The following is a 25057-nucleotide window of genomic DNA, read 5'->3' as shown; positions in this document are numbered from 1 at the left end:
GAATGTATTTATTATCTGATGAATTCAGAGAAGCGCTGCTATCAAAGAAACGTTTAGCGCGTAAAGGATGGAACGGAAAGAAAATGTTTGTGGTGCATCAATCGGCATATCCTAATGGAATTCCGATTAATAAGAATACAGCAGAAGCAACTGGACTTCCTGAAGGTACAGTATGTAAATTCTTACCATATGTAATGATGAAAACGGCTGATAATTCATTTGTTCCTTGGTTAGCGAGTCAAACTGATTTATTAGCTAATGATTGGGAAGTGGTTTGATGGGAGACAAGAAGAACGCTGTCCTGATTGGTTTGCTTTCTGCAACATTAGGATTAGAATATATTCAAGCCGCTTTGCCTGAAGGGCTATTAGATTCAAAAGCTGAAAAATTCAACGCTACTATAGATGAAATATCACCTAAAGTACGTCGAGAACTATTTACAAAAGCATTAGAAGAGTTATTAACAAACTTTTAAGCGTGGACCTGGACACGGAATTACCAGGGTTAAATAATAGTCACTGAGACTTAAAACCAGGAGGTAACATATGAAACGATTAGCTGAAGCATTAGTTGAACCTGCTAAACAGACTCATAAATTCGCACTATCTTTTAAAGATATCAAGAACGGTTTGCAGTTCTTTTCTGAAGGTGGCGTAGGAAATGGTGAACAAACACCACCTGAAGGCGAACAAACACCACCAGGAGGTGAACAAACACCGCCAAAAGGAAAAACTTATACAGAAGCAGAATTTCAGGAAGCGTTAAACCGCGTATCGGGTAAAATTCGAAAAGACGAATCACGAAAAGCGCGCGCTGCTGCTGAACAAGAATTCGGTGATAAGAACAAAACGGAAATGGAAACCTTAATGGACGAAATGCGAACAATTAAGGCTGAACGTGATCAGGAAAAACAAAAAGCTCACGCTCTTAAAATGAAAGATGTTGCTATTGAAAAGTTAACGGCTGCTGGTTTTAGTGCTGGTTTTGCTGCTAACGTGAAAGGCGATACAGAAGAAGAAATTCAGGCTAACATTGAAGCTTTTAAAGCTAATATGGAAACTGAAGTAACAAAACGTGTTAAAGGTGGATTAGCTGGTAAAACGCCTGATGAATCAAAAGGCGCACAACAAACAACTGTTGATCCTGTAAAAGCGGCGTTCGATAAAGAGTTCGCTTAATAACAATGACCAACAGAATTGAAGTCATTATAAAAGCTATTCCAACTCTATTTAACAATATTGGAAAGAAGGTTACATAAATGGCAATTACATTAACTGAAAAGTTTTCAGGATTAGTAGATGAGCGTTTCAGCGCAACGGCTGTTACTGAAGCATCTACTAACAAAGATTATGAGTTCGAAGGGGCTAAAGGTATCAAAATTACATCTGTAAAAACTGCACCTATGAATGATTATAAGCGTTCGGGACAAAACCGTTATGGACAAGCTGAAGAATTAGAGAATGATATTCAAGATGCAATCATGACTCAAGACCGATCATTTACATTCACACTGGACAAAATGAATGAAGAAGAGTCTGAAGTGAAAGTAGCTCCTGCTATTGCACGTCAATTACGTGAAGTGGTTATCCCTGAAATCGAAACATACCGCTTAAAAGTTATGGCTGAAGGTGCTGGTGAAACCGCTACTGCTGCGCTAACAAAAGAAAATGTGTATACAGAGTTCTTAAAAGGACAAGAAGTGCTTGATGATGCGTTTGTACCTGAAAACCGTGTTGCTCACTTTACACCTGCTGCTTTAAATCTTATTAAACAAAACGATAACTTCATTAAAGCGTCTGAAATGGGACAAGTGATGTTAATTACAGGTCAAGTGGGTGAAATTGACGGCGTAGCAGTTATTAAAACGCCCAAATCATTCATGAACGGATGCGACTTCATTCTCACTCATAAGTCTGCGACTGTAGCACCTGTTAAATTAGCAGAAACAAAAGTGCATTTAGATGCTCCTGGTATTTCAGGTTCACTAGTTGAAGGTCGTTTCTACTATGATGCATTCGTATTAAATTCTAAAAAGAAAGCTATCTATGTTAATAATGCAACTGCTAAAGCTGCAAAGAAATAAGAGGGTTTCCCTCTTTCCCTTTGATGGGAGGGTATAAAACATGAAATTAATTACTACTTTTGGTCGTTATAGGTTAGCGGTACAAAAAGAATTTACAGAAATTCAAAAGGAATACATTGAGGAAATACTTATTCCTGTTGTTACAGAATTCATTATTGGATATACGGGTGTTGATTTTGGAGCTGAAGGCAGAGAATTTCCCGCTTCTTATGAAGCTGTTGCACATCGTTTAATCACTTATCACCTTTCAGGTGAGCAAGGCGATATTGTAAGTGAGCAAATGGGCAGCTATCGCGCACAATATGGAACTGATGGCATTTACCCTACTAAGTTATTAAAAGGTCTTAGCAGGAGAATGAGAACACCGTCAAGTCGTATTAGAGGGCGAGAACCTAAAGGGCGTTGTGAATATGAGGATCAATAACCTTTTAAATAAATTCGGTAAACCAACAACTATATTAAGACGAAAAGAAAAGGACCCTAAAAATCCTTATGACAAAGGTTCATATAAGGAAATAGGCGAAATAATCGCGATCGTTGATGAAGGCATACAAGGCACTAATGATATTTATTCTTCTAAAAAAGTTTCTGATCAAGTGGACGCCGTTATGTATTCCGCTGCAACTGATTTAAGGTCGGGTGACAAGATACGACAGAGAGATAAAGAATTCAACGTTATGAAAGTTGCTAATCCTTATAGCTCTGACGATCACATAGAAACGATATTGGAGTTGGTCAAATGATTAACTATCAATCTAATTTAAACGCCATTCTTTCTAGTATGAATAGAGCCGAAAAAGTTGCTGTTAAAAAAGGCGCTGAACATGTACGAGGATTAACAGATGTCTATTCGAGAAAGCGAACAGGTGATACAGCGAGGTCATTCACAACCCAGGTTACTGCTGAAGGTAATACACCAAAAGGCGTTGTGGGATCGAACGAAGATAACGCTATCTACGAAGAATATGGAACTGGTATCTATGCTGAAAATGGTGGCAGAAAGACGCCATGGAAGTACAGAGACAAAAAGACAGGTAAATGGTACCTGACGCGAGGGAAGCGCGGTACAAAGGCATTTAGAACCGCTGGCGAAGGTCATAAAAGTGAAGTAGTTTCCATTATGGCTAATGCTATGAGAGGTCAAATAAAATGAACAACTTAATTGCATTCGTGAATACATTCCTTAATGAAATTTTCAATAGATATGATTCTAACGCTTTCTATATAGAAGCCGATCAAGACCAGGCGTTGCCTTATGGAGTCTTTGAAAGCATGAGTGATTCAACAAACACGAATAGAACTAGGGAAGACTTTATATTCACTGTCACTATTTATGGAACGTTTGAAGATATGTTCAAGTTAGATTCTATTTCTGAAGACATAAAACAAGGCATATTGAACGGAAACATAAAACAGTATTGCGCGCCGTTCACTGCCGCTTTTGACTATGCGGGTAGAAATGACGTTCCGTCACAAGATCCTTTCATTAAAGTCAAAGAAGTTCGATTCAAAGCGCGATACTACAACATATAGAGAGAAGGTTTTATGAATGGCTGCAACACAACCAAACCCTTATGCACTAGTTTTAGGCGAGGGTGCTATTATCGCTAATTTCGGTATTAAAGATAAAGAGGTTCCTTTAGGAGCGTTACGCGGCGGCGGTGCTTTTACTTATGAACCTGAATTTAAAGCTGTTGAGTACAACGGTTCTAAAGGTGATACAAAAGGATTCAAACGTATTGTTTCATCTAAAACGCAATTAAAAACAGGTGGCATGTTGGAGTTCTTTGACCCTGCGAAAGTTAAATTAGCCTTTCCTGGTGCTGAAGTTGAAAAACGCAAAAAAGGCGAAAAAGAATATGACGTAATCACTTCTCACGAGCGCGTTAACATGGATTCATACCTAGAAAATATCGCGTTTGTTGGTGAAACTGCTGATGGTCGAGACGTTATTATCATCGTTGAAAATGCTCTTAATGATTCTTCTATTGAAGCAGCGTTTGAAGGTGGCGATGAAATGGCGCCTGAAGCAACATTTACTGGACACCGTGACCCTTGTAACATCAACAAAGCTCCATTTGAAATTTGGATTGAAGGCGGCGGTAAAGAATTCGTTTGCGAAATCCCTGAAAAGCCTGAAACGTCAGGTGTCGATGAAACAGGCGCTCAAAAAACACGTGCTATGACTACTAAAGATATTAAAAAAATTGAAGAGTAATAACATGGAGGGGTCAAACCCTCCTAACTAAATAAAAACAAATGATTAGGAGACTGGTATAAATGGCTATCACTTTAAACAATAAAAATTTTGAACAACGTAAATTAGGTATTCGTGACGTATTCGCATTCTCACGTATTGTAAACAAAATGGATATTAAAGATCAATTTAAAGACCTGGCTATCCGAGGTGCGCAAATCTCAACCGGTACACTTCCTGAAGGCGTCAATCCTGATGAAGCTCAAATGGAGTTAGGTGTAGATATGATGTATACATTATTCACTAACTTAGGTAACGCGGAAATGGAATTCTTTGAATGGTTAGCTGGGCTATACGGTACAACTGCTGCATACATCATGGATTATTTAGATGATCAAATTGATTTACTGGTTTCTGATTTCATGGAGAATCCAGGAAAAGAGGGTTTTTTGCGTACAGTACGCAACTTGATGGAATTAGCGAAATAGATGTAATTGATTCATTGGCTAGTCGCTACGGTGATATGTCTTATATCATGTCTTTACCTCTTAATCAGGTGTTCGGGCTTTATTTCAAAAGCCTGGAACGCCAGCAAGAGGAAAGGTCATTCCAGGCGTGGTTGGCTTCACTTCCTATTATGGCTCTATCGGGTAATGTAACTGCTTATGATAACAAGAGTCACCTACAAAACAACAGTGGTGCAGAAGAGACTAAAAAGTCTAATCGTATGACAGAAGAAGAAAAAGATAGAATTCTATCAAAAGCAATGAAATTATCAAACAAACATAAAGAAATGCGTGGTGAATAACTACAATGGAAGTCTTTAAAATATTTGGTTCTGTAATGTTACGGGATCAACAAGCCCGTGCAGGGTTAAGAGACTTGGACAACTCCGCGCGTAATACTTCTAATAGAATGAACAAGGGTTTTAGTAGTGTAATACCTACGTTCAGCAGAATGGGGGGCGCTATCGGTGCGGGAGCTATTGCTATGGGTGGCATGGCTGGAATCGCCGTCGGCGTCTCTTCTGCTTTAATTGGAATTGTTTCCGCGGGCGCAAGTTACGAACAACAAATGAGCAAGGTTAAAGCGTTATCGGGGGCTTCTGCACAAGAAATGAAATTACTTGACGCGCAAGCTAAAGAACTTGGTTCGACAACTAAATTCAGTGCTTCCGAAGCTGCTGATGGTATGGCGTTTCTTGGTATGGCTGGTTATAAAACAAAAGATATTATGTCAGCTATGCCAGGTCTATTAGACTTAGCTGCTGCTGGTGCTTTGGATTTGGGACAAGCTGCCGATATCACATCAAATATCATGGCAGGGTTTGGATTATCAGCAGAAAAAACAGGTCACGCTTCTGACGTTCTAGCGAAGGCTGCATCAAATGCAAATACCGATGTCGGTCAATTGGGTGAAGCGATGAAATATTTAGCTCCTACTGCTCATTCAGTTGGTTGGAGCATGGAAGAATCAACGGCTGCTGTTATGGCTATGTCTGATGCTGGTATTCAAGGTTCGCTTGCTGGTCAAGCATTTGGGTCTTCTTTAACCCGTTTAGCAAAACCTACAAAAGCCATGCAGAAAGAAATGGATAAACTTGGTTTAACATTCTTTGATAGTCAAGGTAAAATGAAACCTTTACCGCAATTAGTCGGAGAAATCGAAGGGAAAACAAAAGGATTAACGATGGAACAAAAAGCGGCTGCTCTTTCTACGATATTCGGTGCGGAAGCATATAAACATTGGGCTGTCCTTCTCGAAAAAGGCGGAAAAAAATTAGGTGAAAACACCAAAATGTTGGAAAAAGCCGATGGTGCCGCTAAAGAAATGGCTGACACTATGAATGATAACCTTATTGGATCATGGAATAACTTCCTTTCTAAATTAGAGGGGGTAGCTATTGCCATTTATGAGAAAGTAAGTCCAGGGCTAAGAATGTTAGTTGATGGTATGGCGGGTGTTCTAGAGTGGACCCTTAGCCTAATGAACGGCACCGCAAAAATGAGCAGTGGTATGTCAGACGCGTTTAAAAGATTAGGCGATGTATTTAATTCCTGGTTTAAAAATGTTTCTGATGTATTTAACAGAATGGGCGCTATGTTCCAAAAACACCAGGATTCAATTATGAAAGTAGTTGATTTCTTAATAACAAATGTTGTAGTAATGTTCTCTTACTTATTCGAAGAGGTTACGAATATTTGGACTTTATTATGGAACGTTCTAATTAATGTTCTAGATATTTTCTTTAATTTATTAAATGGTAACTTTTCGGGCGCGTGGCAATCATTTAAAAATCTAGTTGGCGATTTATTCAGAGATTTAGGTGTAATCATGAAAACCTGGTGGGAAGGCTTAATATCATTACCTTTGGTTCAGTACATCGTTTCAAAAGCAAAAGACATGTATGAAGCTATAAAGAGTTGGGGCGAATCTATTAAAACATGGTTCTTTGAAATGCCTGGTAGATTCACTGAATGGCTTTCAGGTTGGTGGGATACCATTTCTACCTGGTTAATAGCTAAGACACTAGAGTGGGGCGTACAAATGGAACAGTGGGGCAATGCTGTTCAAACATGGTTTTCTGAAATGCCTGGGCGTATAAGTGAATGGTTCTCAGAATGGTGGAATACTATTTCGCAATGGTTCACTGATACAAAACAATGGTGGAGTGATCACCTGCAACAATGGGGCGAAACTCTTTCTACGTGGTGGGATGAATTACCACAAAAGACTCTAGAATGGTTGGGGAAAGTTGCTGAAACTCTTGATCAATGGAATCAAGCGCAAATAGAGAAATTAAAAAATGATCTAAAATCATGGTGGAATGCTATTGCTGATTGGTTTGAAGAAACTAAAACCTATTGGACTGAAAAACTAGAGAGTTGGGGCGAAAATATTTCGACGTGGTTCTCTGAAATGCCTGATAAAATTTCAAATTGGTTTACTGCATGGGGCGAAAGAATTTCAAATTGGTACGACGAAACAAAAGAGAATATCAAGAATAAGTTAACCGAATGGGGAACTAACATTCAAGAATGGTTTGAATCTATACCTGGTAGAATTTCTGACTGGTTTACTAATTGGTGGAGTTCTATTTCTAATTGGTATGATGAAACGAAAAACGGTATCAGCGAGAAATTAAACGGCTGGGGCGAATCTATTTCAACGTGGTTCTCTGAAATGCCCGGAAAAATACGAAACTGGTTTTCTAACTGGTGGAAAGAGATGTCTGATTGGTTTACCAAAACTAAGAATGACGTTAAACAATGGTTAGATGATTGGTTAACAACTATTAAAGATTGGTTCACTAATGTTCCGAATAAGTCAGGAGCAAAAAAATCAGGCGGCGAAATGATCAAAGAAATGATTAAAGGTTCAACTGACGAAGAACCTAACTTCACTGAGAAGCTAGGTAAGATGATTCTAAAAGTTATAGGTCTTGTTCTGCTTGCTGTAGCGGTCGCTTTCCTTTCTGCTGGTAAAGAACTTATCAAATACATTGTTAACGGTGTTATTGATGCAGGTTCTTGGCTGGTGGATAAGTTAAAAGAAGTTGCTAATAATGCTTTGAAAGCAGTTAAAGATATTGACTGGAAGGGGCTAGGTAAAGATTTAATCAATTGGATTATTGACGGTTTATCATCTATGGGCGGTGCGCTAGCTAGCGCGTTTAAATCTCTATTCACTAGCATTAGTATTCCTACTCCAAAATTTAGCGTTAACGGTTCGTTGAATCCTGTTAACTGGGCTTCACAAGGTTTGCCTTCAGTCAATGTTAGATGGGCTAAAAATGGTGCACTTGTCAAACCTGGTACACCTACACTCGTAGGGGTTGGGGATGCTCCTAACTATGATGAAGTTGTATTACCACTGAAAAATGATACATTAGGTCGAATTGGTCGCGAGATTATGGAAACAATGCCGAATGGCGGTAACACTGGTTCGAATAATGGAAGACCAATAGAGTTAGTAGTCAATCTTGATAAGAAAGAGATTGCTAGAGAATTATACGAGCCTGTTACAGAGAATCAAGAAAGAGCAGTTGCAACAAGAAAATTATTCTAAGAGGTGAAAGATTATGACATGTGATTTAAGTTTCTTCTCATTCAATGGGAAACGCATGTCTAATGTAGTTCCATTGCAGGGCGTTAAACGCCCTGGCTGGGCTAGATTAGAAAGGAAATACTTAGAAGTACCTCATTATCCAGGCGGGCGCTTACTAAGCACACAAACGAAAATGAGACGAATTGAAATACCTGTAGCTCTTTTATATGAAACTGCTGAAGAAGGCGAGAAGTTAAAAGAAGAAATTGCTGACTGGTTAATTACTGATCAACCCGCCGAACTTATTTTTGACGACGAAAAAGACAGAACTTTTTTAGCTGTCATTGATGAAGGGTTTGACCTTGAACAATTGGTGAATTTAGGTGAAGGCGTCTTACATTTCGTTTGTCCTATGCCTTACAAACTAGGTGCTAAGCAGGTTCAAGAATTGAAAGCCTGGGACGGTGTATCTTCTGCGACGTTTGAAAATAAGGGAAGCGTTGATACTCCTGCCCTAATTGAATTTACAGCAAGTCAACCTAGTACATATATAGATGTATGGCACGGAAATACATACGACAAAAACAATCAAGATTATTTCCGTTTAGGTTATCCTATGAGTATTGAAAATGAAGCTGTACCTGCGCAAGAGGTTAAATTAAAAGACTCTATGAATAATACAGCGTTGTGGACAAGGGTTTTAGAACATGACAACATGGACGGTTCCAGCACAATGAGGGCAGATAAAAATGGTTTCCATATCAATGAATGGGGTCCACCTAATACTATTGGGAAATTTAGAAGTGCGATTATGAAACGTAGCATACCAGGCGGTCCGCTTACTAACTTTAGATTTGAAGCCACTGTTTCCTTGGCGTCAACTTCTTTCGAAATGGGTCGAGTGAGTATTATATTATTAGATGAAGCAGGAAAAGAAGTAGCTCATATGAATATCAATGACTTATATTGGACAACTGAACTCACTAAAGCACATATGCGTATAGGTGAGCGCTATGACCAGGGAAACACTTATAAGATTATGGATAGTGACGGAAAACCAAACGTAAACCTGAACAATTTTAAGGGTAAAATAGCGATGGCACGCCGTGGTCACACTTGGTCTGCTTATGTTGCTAAATTTAGACCTGGAACAGATATAGAAGACGGAAAGTTAGTGGAATGGTTCTTTGATGATGATATTAACCCTATGACTGTAACTGGAACTAAAGTTGCACAAGTTATGATAGCAATTTCAGGTTGGCAAAACAATGAACCTTGTGAGGTTATGAGCATTCATGAAGTCGTTATTTGGAAAGAAAACAATGTATTGGTTAATCAAACGCCTTATTTAATCGAAAAAGGCGATAAGGTTGTGATTGATACAGAACGAAGTTTAGTTACTATAAACGGTTTGGATGCTATTGCTTCAAAAGATGTATTCAGCGAATTTCCTGTAATAAAACGGGGTACAAACAAAATAACTGTATTACCCGCTACCCTTGACGCTAAAGTTATTTATAAAGAGAGGTACAGATAATGAAAATAAACAAATCTCTACACGTTGTTGATTTTAAGACTAATAAGATCGTGGCTGTATTCCAACCGCATGACTATTGGGCAGATGTTAGAACGTGGGAATTAAAAGATAATGTGGATTATATTGAATTTAAAGTATTTGATGGGACAAAAGCAGCAGCTACATTAATACAACAAAACTATGTCTTGCGTATGACTCGTGATGGAAAAATGATTCCTTATATCATTATGGATGAATGCGAAAAGGATTCTAGCGACAGAAGCATAACAGTCAGAGCCGTGGGTGCGTGGGTTTCTTTACGTGGTGCGAACTTTATTCGCCCGCAACGTATTGAATCACAAACGGCACACCAATTTTTAAGTCTGGCATTAGCGGGGACTAAATTCGAAATTGGGAAGATTGATTACAAATCATTCCATACTATGACTATTGATACATTTATTGATCCTTTAGACTTCCTGAAACGTATTAAAAACTTATTCCAATCAGAATTACAGTACCGTGTTGAGGTTGTCGCTTCTAAAATTACTGGATGGTACGTTGATTTAATCGAAAAGCGTGGGACCTATACAGGTAAAGAAATTCGATTAGGTAAGGACCTAAATAACATCATTCGAAAAGAGCATACACAAAATATCTGTACAGCTTTATTAGGATATTCTAAAACAGGAGAGGGCAATCTTGTCACTGTAGAAAGTATTAATAACGGTTCTCCTTATATTGTAGATAATGAAGCCTTTCAACGTTGGTCCCAAAATGGACAACATATCTTTGCAATCTATCAACCTGAAACAGAAGAGGAAATAACACCTGAACGCCTTATGACTTTAATGAAAACAGAGATTAAAAAACATACCGATGCTTCCGTACAATATGAAGTTGACGCTGCTGATATTGCATCCATATTTGGTCTTAATCATGAAATGATAGGTGAAGGTGACACGCTGCGAATCATTGATAAAGGGTTCACACCCGCTTTATATTTAGAAGCGCGCGCAATTGGCGGCAAAGAATCGCATACCAACCCTGAAACAAATAAATACAAGTTTGGTAATTTCGTTGAATTACAGAACACTAATGACGAGCTTCAGAAGCTTTATAACAAGGTGTTAAGTCTTCTTAATGATAAAGCAAGTAAACCATTACTAGACGAGCTAGAAAAGAAACTAGAGAAACAGAAAAAGGAATTAGAAACAGTTAAAGAAGAAAGTGGAGCGGCGATGGATATTGCCGAAAAGGTTAAAAATATTTTAGACGAGGGTTTGGTTGAAATTTTTGAAGGTCCTGTAGCTCCAACTAAAAATTTAATTGATCGTAAAACATTATGGTTAGATACTTCTGAAGAATTACCAGGAGTTCTAAAAATGTGGAAAGATGGAAAGTGGGAGCCTGTAGTGCCTGACGTTACAGGAATCAAAAAAGAAGTTTTAGAAGAAGTAGCAAAAGAAATAAGTGAAGTTCAAAGTAATCTTAATAAAGAAGTTGAATCTTTAAAAGAAGAAGCTTCTAAAATAAAAGGCGAAATTGCTGATGTATCAAAGGAAATAGAAAATAAAGTTGATCAAGAATGGATTAACAATGAATTAAAAGATAAGGCTGATAAATCAGGTGTTTACACAAAAGAAGAAATTAAAGCTGGTTTTATCGGAAAACAAGTATATGAAACCGATAAACAAGGGAATATCCAAAAATTTAAAGAGGTAAATACATCTATCAATCAAACGAATGAAGCATTAACTCAAAAAGCAGAGAAGTCGGAGCTTTCAAAGACAAATGAAGGATTGAATCAGTTAGAGAAGAAGGCGAATGAAATTGAAACAACTGCTGAAGGAACTAAACAAACTGTAAGTGAAATCAAATCTAATGTTAGTGGTCTCACTGGAAGTGTCAATAATCTTACAAAGAAAACAACTGAAATTGAAACAACTGTTAATGGCATTAACTCAAGCGTTTCAAATGTGCAGGATTCGCAAGGGAAACTTGAAAAACGAATGACTACGCAAGAACAAACGGCTGACGGTTTCAAACAATCTATTAATAAGCTTCAAACTGATGCTAGTAAAACTAGTGAGCAGATAAATAAAATCGAACAGGATGCAAGTGGTACGAAACAAACTATCAGTAAAATCCAAACCGATGTAAAAGGTATAAACGGAAGTGTTGACAATCTCACAAAAACTACAACAGAGATCAAGACAGAAGCAGGAAAAACTAACCAGAAGTTAACAGAGGTAACTAGCAAAGTTGATAATATTAAAGTAGGTAACCGCAACTTATTAAAGGATTCTAAGAAGGCTTTTAACACTACTGACTATTTGATTAATCAATATACACTTTCTGAAGACTGGGTTACAGGTCAAGAATATACATTTATAATTAAAGGTTCTGTTCCTGCAGGACAAAAGTTTGGTGTTTGGCAAAATGGCGGTTCCAACAATGTAGGATACGCAACAAACGCATATATTAACGGCGTTACATATGTTACGTTTAAGGCGGTAGCGGCAACGGCAGGAAATGAAAAGAAACTATCTCTTTACAACTATCCTAACAACACGACAAAGGCAGTTGTTGAATGGGTCGCTTTATATGTGGGCAATAAACCGTTGGATTGGACTGCTGCACCTGAAGAAAATGTTTCTACAACTGACTTTACTAAGAAAACAACCGAAATCGAAACTAGTGTTAAAGGTATTAAAGAGACTATAACAAAGGTTGAAAATGATCAAACTAATTTCGATAAACGTGTAACAGCAGTAGAAAAAAACGCTGAGGGTATTACACAAAACGTGAGCAAGATACAACAAGCGCAAACGGCACAAGGTAAACAAATTTCTGAAGCACAAACGACAATCAAGCAACATTCTGAGCAAATCTCTTTAACTCTAAAAAAGAAAGATATGGAGGATTATGTAGGCGGTTTAGGCTCTATAAATGAGCTTAGAAATGCAGGTTTTGTCAGTGGTTTGTACTGGGGATTAGCTGTTGGAACAACAATTCAACCATCGAGTAAGTTTAAAACTTACATTACCGCATGGAGTGAATACACTGGCAAAACTACGGATCATTGGTCAGGCGGTATGAGTGAATTTGTTGATTGTGTAGAAGGTGAGGATTTTGTAGGTTCAGCATGGTTTGCAACGGATAACATCGCGTCTATAGATAGTGGTATTTGGTTAGAACTCGAATTTTTTAACACTAGTAAAACTAGGGTGAGAACAAATCGTGTGAAAGTCGAATGGTCTAAACAAGGTGAATGGATAAGGGTTGCACTGCAAGAGAAAACGCGCGCAAATGAAGTTTTTATACGTTGGCGTTGGTATGTTCAAAGAAACGGACGTGTACGTGTTGCGATGCCTATGTTACAACGTGGTAAAGTTGCAACAGAGTTTTGGTTACATCCTAAAGATGTTACTGACTATGATAAGTTAGCGGATGATATAGCGCATCGTGTAGCTACTGAAGATTTTAACAAAAAGGTGACGGAACTAAGTAGAGACATCAAAGCTAATGCTGATGGGATTTTACTGAAAGCAACAAAAAATGAAGTCTACACTAAAACGCAAGCTGATGGAACTTTTGCAGGAAAAGCATTAGTAAATCAAATGGAAGCGCGGATAGGTGTTAACGAAAAGAATATTAGCATTTCAGTTAAAGAAAATAACATTATTTCTAAAATCAATGTATCAAAAGAAACAATTTTACTAGAAGCTAAGCGAATTAATTTAAAGGGATATATTACAGCTGACCATTTCCAGGCTGGAACAATTAAGGGTGTTAGATATGAAAGTGTTAACCCTTCTAATGCTACTAATAAAGTAGTTATCGAAAACAGTTTAATAAAGAGCTATGGTCCTATGGATAAGGTGTTGAAGAAACAAAACTACGCCGAAATGAAAGAAGGCGGCTTATACATTTATGAAATGGCTGAAAGCGGTTCTCCATTCGGTGATAAAGAAGCATACATTTTGCCCGCTAGATTAAACGCTCGACAAGGTGATAGAAGTTCAGCGCTAGAACCTACTGAGCTTAGAATGTTTGTAGGCGGTATGTATGCACGGGCAAGTCTTGACGTTTTACCGAGAAGTGATCGTTATGGGTGGCGATTAGAAGCCGACGGCGGTGTTTTAGTTAAAAATACATATGGTGGTGCGGCTTTACAAATTGGCGAAGATAATCAATCTATTCATTTCGATAGCTATGGAAACATTTCGGGTGGTCCACATTCTAACGGGAACGCTACATGGTCTATCAGAGATGGTGATGGGCGTATAAAGTTCCTAACTGGCGTCGGTAAAGGTTCGTCACAAACAACGGAAATTTCTGCATATGTAGGCGGAATCAGCTTTAATCAAAACGGAAACCGTATTTTCTCGATTTGGCGACAAGGTGACGCGAATTACATAACTCAATTTGGACCAGGGCAAGGAATTTTGAAATGGCAAGTTAATGCTGGACGTTTTGAATTTCGTAATGCTAACGATTCTAATTGGGTAAACGCGGCGGCAGGTTCTTTCCAAAATGCATCGTCGTTAGTTTGGAAAAAAGATATCCAAAACTTTGAAGAATCGGCGTTAGATTTAATTATGAATACCAATGTAATGACCTATCGCTATAAAAACACGAGACCTAAAGAACCGTTTGTGGATGCAGATGGAAAAGAAGTAGAAGTTAAAACCGATATTGAAGAAGATGGTCGAATACATGTTGGTGTTATTTCTGAATTCGCGCCTGAAATTATTACTAATGAAGATGGTTCAGCAGTCGATTTATACGCTATGATTTCTGTTTCGTGGAAAGGGATACAAGAGAATAACAAAACAATACAGGAGAAAGACAAAGAAATAAAAGTTTTAAACGATAGAATTTATAAGGTAGAAAGTCAATTACAAGCCGTGTTAGAATTACTTGGAAAGGACTGATAAAATTAAAATGGAAAATTTCATCATGGAGCAACTTGCAAGTGGCGGCGTTGTCGGTTTATGTATCGGTGGGTTTGCTTGGCTTTTCCGTTATGTCTTAAAGCGTAACGAGATAAGGGAAGAGAAGCTAGAAAACACTATCGAAAGAGGTGTCGAACGAGAAAAAGAATATGTAACAGTCATTAGAGACAATCAAGATATTATGAAACAACAAGCTGAATCAATTCGAGATATTGGCGAGATTAAACATATATTACAAATTAAAACGAAAGAAAAAGAAGTGGACGAAGTGCATTGATTTAATATCAGCGCACTTTAATCCAATTCTATTAAACAAAATTAGAGAGGTTGATTACATGCAAATCAAACAAATGTTAGTACCAGAAAGCCGTTACCCTACTTTATGTCCTAATCCTATGACGCCAACGGAAATTACTTTCCATAATACTTATAATGACGCCCCAGCAATTAATGAGCGAAACAATGTCGCTAACAACTCAACCGGAACAAGTTTTCACATTGCTGTAGACGATAAAGAAGCAATTCAATTAATTCCATTCAATCGCAACGCGTGGCACGCTGGAGACGGCGCAAACGGACGCGGTAACCGCCATTCTATTGGAGTTGAGATATGTTATTCTAAATCTGGTGGCTCACGCTATGAACAGGCTGTAAAAAATACGATCATTGTCATTAGACAGTTAATGGATCAGTTCAATATTCCAATCGACCGCGTTAAAACACACCAGGAACGAAACGGAAAATATTGTCCTCATCGTATGTTGGCTGAGGGTCGTGTGGAGTGGTTTAAACAACAGTTAGTTTCTGGCGATTATGTACCACCTGAACCAACACCACAACCTCAACCACAATTACCTTCTGGACAATATGATTCTAGTTGGTTTGCTAGAGAGCGCGGAGCATTCACGTTGAATACAACTATCAATTTACGTACAGCTCCATTCAGTAACGCACCATTAATCGCGACTCTTTCAAAGGGTCAATCAGTTTCATATGATGGCTATGGCATTGAGCAAGATGGTCACGTTTGGATCAGACAACCACGAGCAAACGGAACATATGGTTACATGGCAACTGGTAAGAGCGCAAACGGAAAGCGTGTAGATTATTGGGGATCATTTAAATAAAAGAAAAAGAGTCTTCATAATGAAGACTCTTTTTTTGGGTTAATAATACATTTACTAGTGAATTTGATAATCCTAAAATCTTTGATGATTATGTAGCTAAAGATTTCATTTCACAAAAAGAACGTAACAATATTGAAACGAACATGGTTCAAGGGATTCACTTTTTCAATAAAGAAATTGCAGAGCAGTTTCAAGACAATCCAAAAGAAATATTAAAATGGATTACGCAAGTTCAGTTATCACCAACACCTTTAGCACGTGCCGCATATTGTGAAAGAGTATTACTACATGAAATTACATTAGGAGCGAAACAATACGTCATACTCGGTGCAGGCTTAGATACGTTCAGTTTTAGACACCGAGAATTAGAAAATAAAATAGAAATATTTGAAGTGGATCATCCTTCTACGCAGGCGTTTAAGAAGGAAAGAATAAAAGAAGTAGAACTTGAAGTTCCAAATAACCTTCATTTTGTTTCGATGGATTTCACGAAAGGATTTTCCTATGAACAGTTACGCAATGAAGGATTTGAAAATAAAAAGACGTTCTTTAGTCTATTAGGTGTAACATACTATTTAACGAAAGAGGAACTTGCTAGTTTAATAGAGTGCTTGTTTGAGATAGTTCCAGTAGGGAGTTCTATCGTTTTCGATTATCCCGATGAAAACTTATTTAAGAAAAAAGGACTGTCCAATCGAGTTGAAAATATGGTGAAAATGGCTGCGGTAGGCGGAGAACCGATGAAATCATGTTATTCTTATGCTGAAATGGAAGAACTGTTAGAGAAGGCGGGCTTACTCATTTATGAGCATTTATCACCAGAGGATATTGATGTATTATATTTTGAAGGACGAAACGATTATTTAGAAGCTTTTGAGACAGTACATTATGTACATGCGGTAAAAAGGTAGGAAATTAGTAGGCATGGGGAGGAATCTCTGTGCTTTTTTGTGGAAAACAAGAGGATAGGGTTTATTGGGAAAGATAATGATAAATATATTGCTATATAAGTTATTATATCTAAATGAACATCAGGAAGAGTTTCGGGTATATTTGTCGGAAAACATAGAATATTCAACAAAAATCCATGATTATATTATATAATGATTTTAATAAACCATATTTTAGAAATTACCCCCGATTGTGTAGAAGGTATATTTTGTTTTGATAAGCTAAAATGTTTAGCTAAAAGAACTTGTAGTGGGGCTTGCTACAAGTTTTTTATTTGTAAAATTTTTATTGGCTAAAATATGGAAAAAAGGAGGATGCAAGTTTGATAAGAAATTTAAAGAAAGCAGCACTTAATTCGTTAGATGGGAAATGGGGAGTAAGTATAGGGATATCGGCGTTATACTATTTTGTACCAACTTTAAGTGCATCAGCAATCGCTAGTTTTATATATTTAATATTTGGCTTGTTTATTGGGATAATTGGTTTGGATGTTTTCTTTATTTATTCAATGGGTGGGCAACTACAAGTAGATCTAACAGCACTAGTTTTACTTATTCTAAGTTATTTTTTTATAGGACTGATTTGTTTCTTAATTTACAGTGTCATACAAGGTATCTTTAATTATGGGTATTCTGTTTTCACCTTACGCTTAGGTAAAAATGAAGATGCTAAGGTGGACGATGTATTTGTGGGGTTTAGGAAAAATAATTTGTGTAAATCAATGAAATTAGGAGTGTTGCAGGCTGTTTTTCTATTTTTATGGAGTCTGTTATTAATTGTTCCAGGTATTATTAAATATTTTTCTTATTCAATGGCATATTATATTTTAATAGAGAATCCGGATTATACAGCAAGTGAAGCATTAAGGGAGAGTAAAAGAATAATGAAAGGACATAAGTTCAAGTTATTTGTTCTTTGGTTATCTTTTATTGGTTGGTTTTTATTAACTGCATTTATAGGCATGTTTACATTTAATCTGTCATTCATATTCATTTCCCCTTATTACAACACAACTGTCTCGCATTTTTACTTAGACTTAATTAAGAAACAAGATGCTAGAGAAGCGAAGGTAAGTATATAAAGAATATAATTAGTAAGAAAATATGTATAATGTATATTTTCTCGATTGTGGACATGCAATTAAGCATATCCCTTTTTAATGTGATATTGAAAGAAATAAAGAAGCTGCAATTGGATATGTTTTACTTATAATAATTTGGACAAGGATGTTATAACATTGGAGGAATTTAAAATGAGGAAGAGTAAAATGTTTCAGGATTTTAATTTTAAGTTAGTGGTAATTGAAGCTTTATTAGATAAAGAGCCACTATTTCTAAAAGAATTGAAAGACTTAATAGAAAAGCATACGAATTATTTTGAATGGTATTCAGGAGCTGGGCCAATTGTTGAAATCAAAGCTTTTTTAGAAGCGTTAACTTTGGAAATAAGTGATTTGGAAAAGATTGAGTCCCTTTGCTTTGATGGTGGGAATGAAATTTATCATATTTTAAAGCCTGATTGGGACGGTGAAGACAGTTTATTTGATGTTATATCTGTTGAAGGATTTCAAAATCTAAAAAATTTAAAAACAGTGGAATATATTTCAATGTGTTACCCGAAAGTATTAGAACCATTAAAACAGGCTGGAATAGAAGTTGAGGATTAATGAAGAGAATTTAAAATGGTAAAGTACTTTATTGAAATTGTGTAAAGGAAATTAAAACACAACATATTAAACGAAGTGATTTATCGTATAAATTTACATTCAGTTAATATTAGTAGGTTAATAGAAAAATTAGTGTTAATTGTTAAATGGGGCGTGTAAAAAAGACAAAATCTCTTAAAAAACACTTAAATTTTTACTCCATTAATCTTTACAATCGCCCCCTATAATGTGAATTGGACAAGCACCTAAGAGAAAGCAGAACATGTCAGTTTGTACATTCTATTATTAGGGGGAGAATTTGTATGAAAAAGACAGTTGCTTCGTTAGCAGTTATGGCGGCATTATTACCGACGTTTTCAGCACATGCGGAAGGGAAAGAGCAAGTCCGGAAATCAGCTACAACTTTTAACGTTATTAGTGATATTCAAGGGGATTTAGGGGATTTTGATCATGTGCTAAAAGATATGAACAAAGTGACGCCACTTTCTAGAGCGCTTATTATGAATGGGGATATAACGCCAACTGGACAACAGTCACAATATGATGATGTAAAGCGTGTGTTAAATAAAAATAAGCATCCAGAAAATGTATGGTCTACTGTTGGGAATCATGAGTTTTATGCTGGGAAATGGACAGCAGATGGGAAACTCTCTCAAAGTACATGGCCAAATGGTGTAACTGAGGAAACTTTATTTAACCGCTATCTGAAATTTAGTGGACAAGAAAAGGTATATCATAAAAAAGAATTAGATGGGTATCCGCTTCTATTTTTAGGAACTGAAAAATATATGAAATACCACGATTCAAAAATGTGGGACGAAGTATATATGAGTGATGAGCAATTAGGTTGGTTAAAACAAAATTTAGAAGAGTATAGTCAAAAAGATAAAAATAAGCCAATCTTTATTTTCTCTCATCACGTTTTACCTGATACGGTATCTGGATCAAGACAATCGCCGTATTTACAAGATTATTTAAACGTGGATAAATTGTACGATATATTAAAAGACTATCCGCAAGTTGTTTTCTTCACGAGTCATACGCATTGGGATTTAAACTTACCTGACTGGGCTGGTAAAAAGAAAATTAAAGGCGGAGATGAAAAAGGTTTCACTGTTGTAAATACGGGCGGGATTGAAACAGGCTGGATGTCAGCGGGACCAAATGGAGGAGAGAAAACTGCTCCAGATGGCTATTCATTTAAACAAGGGTTACAAGTGAAAGCATATGGTAACGATGTAATTGTGACAGCTTACGATTACAAACGTGATAAGGATATAAAGAAGTTATTAATTAGTGATTCAAAAATTGCGCAGATGGCACCAAATGTAGCGGCAGATGATAGTAAAAATATAATTGTCGGTGCAACTGAATATATGGAGTATTCTATAGAAGGAACGAATGAGTGGCATACGTATAGTAAAGCAAACCCTCCGAAATTTGATGGGGATAAAGTGGTATATGTACGCCATAAAGGTGAAATGAATTTAGAGCCGGGATTAACACAGTTACTTCGTTTTTCGATAAATAAGTGATTGGAGGGAGTCTGCATTTGAATGTGTGGCTCTTTTTGTTGATGAGAAATGGCTGCCTGTCTGTCGTTTTTTGTCGATAGATTGATATATTAAGAAAATCGTTGATATATTGCAAGTTACGATAGATATATTTGAAAAATCGTTGATATATTGTAAGGAATGAACGATATATTTAAAAAATCGTTGATATAAATTTCATGTACCGTAATTAAGTTAAAATCATTAATACGGTTTTACTTATCAAAACGAAATTCTAATACATTTTTAACCCTGAAAGATGACTTCACCATTTTTACGTGTAATAATAGTAATGTTACATATATTGTGAAAGAAGTACAAAAGGAGCGTTACAATGAATTTAGCTAAATTCCCGAGAAAAAAATATACAGAATCATATACACCAATTGAAAAGTTAAACAATTTTTCTGAAGTACTTGGTGGGCCGACTATTTATTTTAAACGAGATGATTTACTTGGTTTAACAGCTGGTGGTAATAAGACGAGAAAGTTAGAGTTTCTAGTTGCGGATGCACAGGAAAAAGGTGCAGATACGTTAATTACAGCTGGTGGTATTCAGTCAAACCATTGCCGTCTAACACTGGCAGCTGCGGTAAAAGAAAAAATGAAATGTATCCTTGTATTAGAAGAAGGGCTTGAACCAGAAGAGAAGCCAGATTTTAACGGAAACTATTTCTTATATCATTTACTAGGTGCTGAAAATGTAATTGTTGTACCAAACGGGGCAGATCTTATGGAAGAGATGCATAAAGTAGCGAAAGAAGTTAGTGAAAAAGGTAATACACCATATGTAATTCCAGTTGGTGGATCAAATCCTACGGGCGCAATGGGATACGTTGCTTGTGCGCAAGAAATTATGGCGCAATCATTTGAGCAAGGAATTGATTTCAGTTCAGTTGTTTGTGTAAGTGGTAGCGGCGGTATGCATGCTGGTTTAATTACTGGTTTTGCTGGAACACAAAGCCACATTCCTGTAATTGGAATCAACGTAAGTAGAGGAAAAGCTGAGCAAGAAGAGAAAGTAGCAAAACTTGTAGATGAAACTTCAGCACACGTTGGTATTCCAAACTTTATCTCGCGCGACGCTGTTACGTGCTTTGATGAATATGTAGGACCAGGCTATGCGTTACCAACGCCGGAAATGGTAGAGGCAGTTCAGTTACTTGCGAAAACAGAGGGTATTTTACTTGATCCAGTGTATACAGGTAAGGCGGTAGCGGGATTAATCGACTTAATTAGAAAAGGTAAATTTAATAAGGAAGACAATATTTTATTCGTACATTCAGGTGGTTCACCAGCTTTATATGCGAATACGTCTTTATTTGCGTAAGTGTAAAAAGCATTGGGTATCCAATGCTTTTTTGTTATATACTGGAATTATTGAGAGGTAGGAGGATGATATGAATTCAAATTTAAAATGGATTATATACAGTACTCGGCATTTCTATTCTATTAATCTTATTTGCGGCTTATGGGGTGTATTCTTATTTTGCATTTTAAAAGCGTAATGGAAGTGAACCATAATGTAATGTATGTTATAGTTTGATATGTTAATTACTTACAATAATTTCTACAAGGAGAATACATAATGAGAGCAAAGAAACTAGTAACGTTAGCAGTTCCATTTATGCTGTTAGTCGGATGCGAGGCAGGAGATAAAGATTCTACTCATAAGACTGAGCAAACTAGTAAAGCAATAACGAAAACAGTACTTTCCGAACAACAGTATCCGTACTACATATGTGAGCAAGTGGTAGAGTTCCAATTTAAGAAGGATGAACTATTACTAAACTTAGGAGAATCCTTAAAGGACAAAGAAAAAGCAAAAGCTGTTTTAAAAACATCAAACGAGATAGATAAAATTTTAGACAATATGGAACACATAAAAGTACCTGATACATACAAAGACATTCACAAATCCATACAAGAAGGGGTAACAGAGGCAAGAAAAGCAACGAAGTTAATTAAGGATGCTGGTAAAGAAGATAAACAGAAGGTTCAAGAAGCTACAATGAAAGGTACTGAATTTTTATCAGGTGTAGACGGAGAGCATTGGAAAAAAGCAATTTATGAGTTATCGCAGGAAAACAAAGATGCTTATAGTAAGGCACTTGATAAGAAAGTAAAGGAGCACTCAAAGTAAAACAGTAACTTGTAACAATACATATCCACCTAAAATTTCCGCGAATGCTATGCTAGGAAGTTAGGTGGGAGATTACTGTCCTTAAATGTGGTTGATTAAAGCTACAGCCACATTCTCCTGTTCTAATTAACTAAAAGAAGAACTTCCCCATCCCGATTAGACTACTAATCATTCCTATTCCACTCATGGTGCCTTTTCCTGCTGTAAATAAGTTTCCAAGCATTCCTAGCTGACCGTTACCTCCGTTATTTCCCCATCCCATTGGGGCCCACGGACTACCCCATCCTGGAGGGTTTCCAAAAACACCCGAGTTATTGGTATTGATATGAAAAGGCTTAGCTGGCGGCGATAATAAAGCGGCAAGATGACCTTGTGCGAACATCCCTGTATGATTGAATGGTTGGGCCCAGGGGAAGGGAGGTTTTTGAAAATTAAAACCTGCATGACCTGGTAATGGAGGCCAATTAGTAGGGTGACCTTGTGGCATTATCCCTGCATAATTGATTGGTTCCCCCCAAGAGAAGGGAGGGGGTTGGGGAGTGAATCCCGTATAATTGGCTGATGAATCCCAACTAACTGGATAGACTCGGTAACTCCAATTCTCAGGAATCTTCAAATCATTCATTACCTCAGATTTAGTTATTTCGGGCTGTGAATATAATGAAATTTGGTTAGTATATTGTTCCCCGTTTCCCTTTGAATTCAAATACCAATATTGGTGCATACGCTTATTCTCCTCACTTTAAAAATGTAATGTTAGACTTAGCCTATGTAATATTCCTTTTTATGGATGGTTACATAACTAGATCTACAAGCCTGTATTTAAAGGAATGGGTGTGTGGCCTTGTTGATTTAAAGTTTCACTTTATTTTAGAAGGGTATTTTCAGTCGCTTCTTTTATATATTTCAGCCTAATTTAAATTCCGTTAACAAACGTTTTTATAAAGGTTTAATCAAAAAAAGATTTTAAAATGTTATGTTGGGCAAGTGGAATTGCTAAAAAGAGAATATCCATTCGAAGAGTTTGGCAAAATACTGCAAGGGTAATGTTTTCTTGTGCAAATATGTAAACGATTTAAACGAATCAATGAAATTTATAATGAAGGGGCAATTAAATATATGAGTGAAACATTACATAAAAGAAAACCACCATATTTAATGCTTGTAATCCTTTTTATTGGGGCATTTGTTTCATTTCTAAATAACTCGCTTTTAAATGTAGCCTTGCCATCAATAATGAAAGATTTAGACATTCAAGATTATTCAACGATCCAGTGGCTTTCTACAGGGTATATGCTTGTAAGTGGTATATTAATTCCGGCATCAGCATTTTTAATAACGCGTTTCTCGAATAGAAGCCTATTCATTACATCTATGGTGATTTTTATTCTTGGTACTGCCTTAGCAGCTGTAGCGCCGAATTTTGGTTTATTACTTACTGGTCGGATGGTTCAAGCGGCAGGCTCTTCAGTTATGGGGCCTTTGTTAATGAATATTATGCTAGTAAGCTTTCCAAGAGAAAAAAGGGGAACAGCAATGGGGATTTTTGGACTAGTTATGATTACAGCTCCAGCAATTGGACCGACACTATCAGGTTATATTGTAGAGTATTATGACTGGCGTTTGCTTTTTGAAATGATTTTACCGTTAGCAATCATTAGCTTACTGTTAGGGATTTGGAAATCTGAGAATGTCATGAAACAAAACAAAAATGCAAAACTTGATTATCTCTCATTACTATTATCTTCTGTCGGTTTTGGCGGTTTGTTATATGGATTCAGTTCTGCAAGCTCCGATGGTTGGACAAATAAAGTTGTCTTAACAACCTTAATCATAGGCGCTATTGCCCTAATTGCTTTTATTATCCGCCAATTAAAAATGGATGAGCCGTTATTGGATTTACGTGTTTACAAGTACCCAATGTTTGCACTTGCGTCTGTAATTGCAATTGTCAACGCAGTGGCCATGTTTTCGGGGATGATTTTAACACCAGCTTATGTACAAAACGTCCGCGGTATTTCACCGCTGAGCTCTGGGCTGATGATGCTTCCAGGTGCGGTAATAATGGGGGTTATGTCACCAATTACAGGTAAACTATTTGATAAATATGGCCCTCGGATTCTTGGTATAGTAGGACTTTCCATTACAGCCGTTTCAACTTATATGCTGGCAAATCTGCAACTCGATTCTAGTCACACACATATTATTCTTATTTACACATTGCGGATGTTTGGGATGGCGATGGTGATGATGCCACTTATGACAAATGGCCTCAATCAATTGCCAACGCGCTTAAATCCGCACGGTACAGCTGTTAATAATACAGCTCAACAAGTGTCCGGTTCGATTGGTACTGCTATTCTTGTTACGATTATGAATTCTGTAACAAAAACAAAAGCTGAAAGTCTAATGGCTGATGTAGATCCAACAACCTTCACAGAGGCTACGAAGGCAATGTTAACTCAGAAGGCTTTATTATCCGGAATTCAATATTCATTCTATGTAGCGCTTGGCATGAATGTTGTTGCACTACTATTAGTTTTTTTCGTTAAACGTGTAGATACAAGTGCGGAAGCTGTCGAGAAGTTAAATCGGTAGAGAAGAATAAAACGCTAGATAATGATTCCTACAAGTTTTTTTGCTGCTAAGGCGCCGATATTTAAAGCTGGAAAAGAGCTGAAAGAAGCAGTGAAATAATTATATATAGTGAAAGAGGACCTGACGTTCATATCAGGTCCTCTTTCATTAGTAACACGGTATACTTGCTTATCGTATTGGTTTAACTAAACTACTGATTTTTCGAATACTACAAT

23 protein-coding genes and 1 pseudogene are annotated in these 25057 nt (G+C 36.9%); 23 read left to right on the top strand and 1 reads right to left on the bottom strand.

Features of this window, described 5'->3' with window-relative positions; all coding sequences use genetic code 11:
- Window positions 1–2 precede the first annotated feature (2 nt).
- The 22 genes and pseudogenes from CN409_RS01630 to CN409_RS01520 all read left to right on the top strand — a co-directional run bounded on the left by CN409_RS01630 (window position 3) and on the right by CN409_RS01520 (window position 22244).
- A complete protein-coding gene (locus tag CN409_RS01630; protein WP_097807809.1) occupies window positions 3–278 on the top strand; it encodes a DUF2829 domain-containing protein in 276 nt (91 codons plus the stop codon).
- Complete coding sequence (locus tag CN409_RS01625; RefSeq protein WP_097807808.1) at window positions 278–475, top strand: hypothetical protein; 198 nt, start codon at window positions 278–280, stop codon at window positions 473–475. The genes CN409_RS01630 and CN409_RS01625 overlap by 1 nt, the downstream gene beginning before the upstream one ends.
- 70 nt (window positions 476–545) lie before the next feature.
- On the top strand, window positions 546–1178 hold the full coding sequence (locus CN409_RS01620; RefSeq protein WP_097807807.1) for a capsid assembly scaffolding protein Gp46 family protein: 633 nt from the start codon (window positions 546–548) through the stop codon (window positions 1176–1178).
- Window positions 1179–1258: 80 nt separating this feature from the next.
- Window positions 1259–2083, top strand: coding sequence for a major capsid protein (locus CN409_RS01615; protein ID WP_097807806.1), 825 nt, complete (start codon window positions 1259–1261; stop codon window positions 2081–2083).
- A gap of 40 nt (window positions 2084–2123) precedes the next feature.
- Entirely contained in the window at window positions 2124–2507 is a 384-nt protein-coding gene (locus tag CN409_RS01610; protein ID WP_097807805.1) for a head-tail connector protein, read from the top strand.
- On the top strand, window positions 2494–2826 hold the full coding sequence (locus tag CN409_RS01605) for a hypothetical protein (protein WP_097807804.1): 333 nt from the start codon (window positions 2494–2496) through the stop codon (window positions 2824–2826). Before CN409_RS01610 ends, CN409_RS01605 begins: the two co-directional genes overlap by 14 nt.
- Complete coding sequence (locus tag CN409_RS01600; protein ID WP_097807803.1) at window positions 2823–3236, top strand: hypothetical protein; 414 nt, start codon at window positions 2823–2825, stop codon at window positions 3234–3236. The genes CN409_RS01605 and CN409_RS01600 overlap by 4 nt, the downstream gene beginning before the upstream one ends.
- Window positions 3233–3616 (top strand): hypothetical protein, encoded by a 384-nt coding sequence (locus CN409_RS01595; protein WP_097807802.1) that lies wholly within the window; start codon window positions 3233–3235, stop codon window positions 3614–3616. Before CN409_RS01600 ends, CN409_RS01595 begins: the two co-directional genes overlap by 4 nt.
- Before the next feature lie 16 nt (window positions 3617–3632).
- Window positions 3633–4301 carry a hypothetical protein gene (locus tag CN409_RS01590; protein ID WP_097807801.1) on the top strand — a complete coding sequence of 223 codons (669 nt, stop codon included), beginning with the start codon at window positions 3633–3635 and terminating at the stop codon, window positions 4299–4301.
- A 62-nt stretch (window positions 4302–4363) separates the two neighbouring features.
- A complete protein-coding gene (locus CN409_RS01585; RefSeq protein ID WP_097807800.1) occupies window positions 4364–4768 on the top strand; it encodes a hypothetical protein in 405 nt (134 codons plus the stop codon).
- Window positions 4769–4782: 14 nt separating this feature from the next.
- Entirely contained in the window at window positions 4783–5088 is a 306-nt protein-coding gene (locus CN409_RS01580) for a hypothetical protein (protein WP_235356509.1), read from the top strand.
- A gap of 5 nt (window positions 5089–5093) precedes the next feature.
- Complete coding sequence (locus tag CN409_RS32220; protein WP_240516146.1) at window positions 5094–8348, top strand: phage tail tape measure protein; 3255 nt, start codon at window positions 5094–5096, stop codon at window positions 8346–8348.
- A 13-nt stretch (window positions 8349–8361) separates the two neighbouring features.
- A complete protein-coding gene (locus CN409_RS01570; protein WP_097807799.1) occupies window positions 8362–9864 on the top strand; it encodes a distal tail protein Dit in 1503 nt (500 codons plus the stop codon).
- Window positions 9864–14783 (top strand): phage tail spike protein, encoded by a 4920-nt coding sequence (locus tag CN409_RS01565; protein ID WP_097807798.1) that lies wholly within the window; start codon window positions 9864–9866, stop codon window positions 14781–14783. Before CN409_RS01570 ends, CN409_RS01565 begins: the two co-directional genes overlap by 1 nt.
- A gap of 25 nt (window positions 14784–14808) precedes the next feature.
- Complete coding sequence (locus tag CN409_RS01560) at window positions 14809–15081, top strand: hypothetical protein (RefSeq protein WP_235356507.1); 273 nt, start codon at window positions 14809–14811, stop codon at window positions 15079–15081.
- A gap of 58 nt (window positions 15082–15139) precedes the next feature.
- Window positions 15140–15931: an N-acetylmuramoyl-L-alanine amidase gene (locus CN409_RS01555; RefSeq protein WP_097807797.1), complete on the top strand. Its 792-nt coding sequence runs from the start codon at window positions 15140–15142 to the stop codon at window positions 15929–15931.
- A gap of 50 nt (window positions 15932–15981) precedes the next feature.
- Window positions 15982–16842: pseudogene (locus CN409_RS01550) on the top strand (class I SAM-dependent methyltransferase); the annotation flags it as partial.
- A 362-nt stretch (window positions 16843–17204) separates the two neighbouring features.
- Entirely contained in the window at window positions 17205–17963 is a 759-nt protein-coding gene (locus CN409_RS01545; RefSeq protein ID WP_000620770.1) for a DUF975 family protein, read from the top strand.
- 171 nt (window positions 17964–18134) lie between these two features.
- Window positions 18135–18548 carry a DUF6892 domain-containing protein gene (locus CN409_RS01540; RefSeq protein ID WP_001232168.1) on the top strand — a complete coding sequence of 138 codons (414 nt, stop codon included), beginning with the start codon at window positions 18135–18137 and terminating at the stop codon, window positions 18546–18548.
- 302 nt (window positions 18549–18850) lie between these two features.
- Window positions 18851–20083, top strand: coding sequence for a DUF4073 domain-containing protein (locus CN409_RS01535; RefSeq protein ID WP_000754274.1), 1233 nt, complete (start codon window positions 18851–18853; stop codon window positions 20081–20083).
- 352 nt (window positions 20084–20435) lie between these two features.
- On the top strand, window positions 20436–21431 hold the full coding sequence (cuyA, locus tag CN409_RS01530; RefSeq protein WP_086390653.1) for a D-cysteate sulfo-lyase: 996 nt from the start codon (window positions 20436–20438) through the stop codon (window positions 21429–21431).
- Between the two features lie 258 nt (window positions 21432–21689).
- Entirely contained in the window at window positions 21690–22244 is a 555-nt protein-coding gene (locus CN409_RS01520; RefSeq protein WP_001201794.1) for a hypothetical protein, read from the top strand.
- Between the two features lie 130 nt (window positions 22245–22374).
- Here the strand turns inward: CN409_RS01520 and CN409_RS01515 are convergent, their stop codons facing one another.
- On the bottom strand, window positions 22375–22968 hold the full coding sequence (locus CN409_RS01515) for a hypothetical protein (protein WP_000554429.1): 594 nt from the start codon (window positions 22966–22968) through the stop codon (window positions 22375–22377).
- Window positions 22969–23363: 395 nt separating this feature from the next.
- Here CN409_RS01515 and CN409_RS01510 point away from each other — a divergent pair, with 395 nt between their 5' ends.
- A complete protein-coding gene (locus CN409_RS01510) occupies window positions 23364–24842 on the top strand; it encodes a DHA2 family efflux MFS transporter permease subunit (protein WP_000005102.1) in 1479 nt (492 codons plus the stop codon).
- The last annotated feature ends 215 nt before the right edge of the window (window positions 24843–25057 follow it).

Source organism: Bacillus sp. AFS012607, from assembly GCF_002558005.1.
In the GTDB taxonomy this organism is placed as follows: domain Bacteria; phylum Bacillota; class Bacilli; order Bacillales; family Bacillaceae_G; genus Bacillus_A; species Bacillus_A thuringiensis_S.
Note: the sequence above shows the minus strand (reverse complement) of the source record. Positions and strands in the feature narration are given on the sequence as shown.

Bases quoted from the DNA above. Each gene is read 5' to 3' on its own strand.
- CN409_RS01630 (WP_097807809.1), top strand. From the start codon at position 3: ATGTATTTATTATCTGATGAATTCAGAGAAGCGCTGCTATCAAAGAAA.
- CN409_RS01625 (WP_097807808.1), top strand. From the start codon at position 278: ATGGGAGACAAGAAGAACGCTGTCCTGATTGGTTTGCTTTCTGCAACA.
- CN409_RS01620 (WP_097807807.1), top strand. From the start codon at position 546: ATGAAACGATTAGCTGAAGCATTAGTTGAACCTGCTAAACAGACTCAT.
- CN409_RS01615 (WP_097807806.1), top strand. From the start codon at position 1,259: ATGGCAATTACATTAACTGAAAAGTTTTCAGGATTAGTAGATGAGCGT.
- CN409_RS01610 (WP_097807805.1), top strand. From the start codon at position 2,124: ATGAAATTAATTACTACTTTTGGTCGTTATAGGTTAGCGGTACAAAAA.
- CN409_RS01605 (WP_097807804.1), top strand. From the start codon at position 2,494: ATGAGGATCAATAACCTTTTAAATAAATTCGGTAAACCAACAACTATA.
- CN409_RS01600 (WP_097807803.1), top strand. From the start codon at position 2,823: ATGATTAACTATCAATCTAATTTAAACGCCATTCTTTCTAGTATGAAT.
- CN409_RS01595 (WP_097807802.1), top strand. From the start codon at position 3,233: ATGAACAACTTAATTGCATTCGTGAATACATTCCTTAATGAAATTTTC.
- CN409_RS01590 (WP_097807801.1), top strand. From the start codon at position 3,633: ATGGCTGCAACACAACCAAACCCTTATGCACTAGTTTTAGGCGAGGGT.
- CN409_RS01585 (WP_097807800.1), top strand. From the start codon at position 4,364: ATGGCTATCACTTTAAACAATAAAAATTTTGAACAACGTAAATTAGGT.
- CN409_RS32220 (WP_240516146.1), top strand. From the start codon at position 5,094: ATGGAAGTCTTTAAAATATTTGGTTCTGTAATGTTACGGGATCAACAA.
- CN409_RS01570 (WP_097807799.1), top strand. From the start codon at position 8,362: ATGACATGTGATTTAAGTTTCTTCTCATTCAATGGGAAACGCATGTCT.
- CN409_RS01565 (WP_097807798.1), top strand. From the start codon at position 9,864: ATGAAAATAAACAAATCTCTACACGTTGTTGATTTTAAGACTAATAAG.
- CN409_RS01560 (WP_235356507.1), top strand. From the start codon at position 14,809: ATGGAGCAACTTGCAAGTGGCGGCGTTGTCGGTTTATGTATCGGTGGG.
- CN409_RS01555 (WP_097807797.1), top strand. From the start codon at position 15,140: ATGCAAATCAAACAAATGTTAGTACCAGAAAGCCGTTACCCTACTTTA.
- CN409_RS01540 (WP_001232168.1), top strand. From the start codon at position 18,135: ATGAGGAAGAGTAAAATGTTTCAGGATTTTAATTTTAAGTTAGTGGTA.
- CN409_RS01535 (WP_000754274.1), top strand. From the start codon at position 18,851: ATGAAAAAGACAGTTGCTTCGTTAGCAGTTATGGCGGCATTATTACCG.
- cuyA (WP_086390653.1), top strand. From the start codon at position 20,436: ATGAATTTAGCTAAATTCCCGAGAAAAAAATATACAGAATCATATACA.
- CN409_RS01520 (WP_001201794.1), top strand. From the start codon at position 21,690: ATGAGAGCAAAGAAACTAGTAACGTTAGCAGTTCCATTTATGCTGTTA.
- CN409_RS01515 (WP_000554429.1), bottom strand. From the start codon at position 22,968: ATGCACCAATATTGGTATTTGAATTCAAAGGGAAACGGGGAACAATAT.
- CN409_RS01510 (WP_000005102.1), top strand. From the start codon at position 23,364: ATGAGTGAAACATTACATAAAAGAAAACCACCATATTTAATGCTTGTA.